Here is a 2,030-nt window from a genome sequence, read left to right as displayed (position 1 = left end):
TCACCAACCGACAACTCCGGCCGCGACACCACGAACTCACGCAGCCGACCCGCCTGACCCGCCAACGCCGCAGCACTCCGACCCGACACCGGCCAGACCGTGCCTGCCCCGGCGAGAACCGGGTTGGCCGAGCCTGCCAGCTCGGCCGCCGCTTCTACGGCTGCCGGAGCTTCCTCGACGATCAGGTGGACGTTCGTACCGCTCACGCCGAAGGCCGAGACACCCGCCCGACGCGGACGCTCACCCGCCGGCCACTCCACCGCCTCCTGCAACAGCCGCACGTTGCCGGATTCCCAGTCCACGTGCGAGGACGGCTCCTCAGCGAACAGCGTCTTCGGCAACACACCGTGCCGCAACGCCATCACCATCTTGATCACACCCGCCACACCCGCAGCACATTGCGAGTGACCGATGTTGGACTTCAGCGACCCAAGCCACAACGGCCGTTCAGGAGCTCGGTCCTCGGCCTGCCCGTAGGTGGCCAGCAGCGCTCCGGCCTCGATCGGGTCGCCCAGCGTCGTACCCGTACCGTGTGCCTCCACCGCGTCGACATCCGCAGCCGACAACTGCGCGTTGGCAAGGGCCGCGCGGATCACCCGACGTTGCGAAGGACCGTTCGGCGCCGCCAGACCGTTCGACGCACCATCCTGGTTCGCCGCACTCCCACGGATCACCGCCAGCACCTGATGCCCGTGACGCCGCGCGTCCGACAGACGCTCCAACAGCACCACACCCGCGCCCTCGCCCCAGCCGATCCCGTCGGCCTCCTCCGAGAACGCCTTGCACCGGCCGCTCGACGCCATACCGCCCTGACGACCGAACTCCATGAACGCACCCGGCGACACCATCACCGCCACACCACCGGCCAGCGCCATCGAGCACTCACCGGCCCGCAGCGCCAGGATCGCCTGGTGCATCGCCACCAACGACGACGAACACGCCGTGTCCACCGTCACCGCAGGACCGGTCAACCCCAAGCAGTACGAGATCCGACCCGAGGCGACCGCCGACACCGTGCCGATCAGCCGGTAGCCGTCCAGGCTCTCGTCCTCGACGGGCAATCCGGCTTCATAGCCCGCGTGGCTTGCGCCGATGAAGACGCCGGTCGCGGATCCGTGCAGGGACTTGGGGTCGATCCCCCCGTGCTCGATCGCCTCCCACGAGGTCTCCAGCAACAACCGCTGCTGCGGATCCATCGCCAACGCCTCACGCGGACTGATCCCGAAGAACCCCGCATCGAACTCGGCCATGTCGTAGACGAATCCGCCCTGCCGGCGATACCCGGGCTGATGGTCGAACGCCTCCCAGCCTCGGTCGACCGGGAACCCGCCCACCGCGTCGACCCCGCCGGCCACCAGGTCCCACAACTCCTCGGGCCCCGTGGCCCCTCCCGGGTACCGGCACCCCATACCGACAATCGCGATCGGTTCTCGGGCGCCGGATTCCAGTTCCTTGACCCGCTCGCGGGCTTCGAAGTGCTCGGCGGCCAGCTTCCTCAAAGCGTCGAGCAGCTGCTTTTCATCGGCCATGGTGGGTCCTCCTCGACGTCGTCTTGATCTGAGCACCGGAGATCATCACGACGCCCCCAGTTCCTTGTTGATGAAGTCCAGAATTTCGTCGGCCGAGGCCTCGTTGAGCTGTCCGGCCACGGTCTGCCGGGTGACGGCGGCCTGGCCGGTCTCCACGACGGCACCGGACGTGCTGCGCCGCAGCCAGCGGGAGAGCATGGTCTGCATGTGCTCGGTGATGTCCTGGCGCTCTTCGGCGCCCCCGTCGACGGATTCCAGTTCTGCGGCCAGCCGCTCCAGCGCCTCCAGCACCGGGTCCCTGTCGTCCGATCCGTCGGTGCCGACGAGTTCGCCTCGTACGTACTCCGCGAGGGCGGTGGCGTTGGGATGGTCGAAGACCATCGTGGAAGCCAACCTGACACCGACTTCCTTCGAGAGCCGGTTCCGCAACTCCACCGCACCAACCGAATCAAAACCCAGATCCTTGAACGCCCGCTGCGGCAGCACATCCTCAGCCGACTC

Annotated in this window: 2 protein-coding genes; both read right to left on the bottom strand. The window is 68.0% G+C overall.

Going from position 1 to position 2,030, the window contains the following annotated elements:
* Nucleotides 1–1,529, bottom strand: a 1,529-nt coding sequence (locus tag ACWCSV_RS34535; protein WP_451149219.1) for a type I polyketide synthase, incomplete at its 3' end; no start/stop codon positions are given.
* 45 nt (nucleotides 1,530–1,574) lie between these two features.
* The coding region (locus ACWCSV_RS34530) for a phosphopantetheine-binding protein (protein WP_451149217.1) at nucleotides 1,575–2,030 on the bottom strand (456 nt) is incomplete at its 5' end.

The organism is Streptomyces sp. NPDC001770 (assembly GCF_053596135.1).
This window is presented reverse-complemented; position numbering and strand designations above follow the sequence as displayed.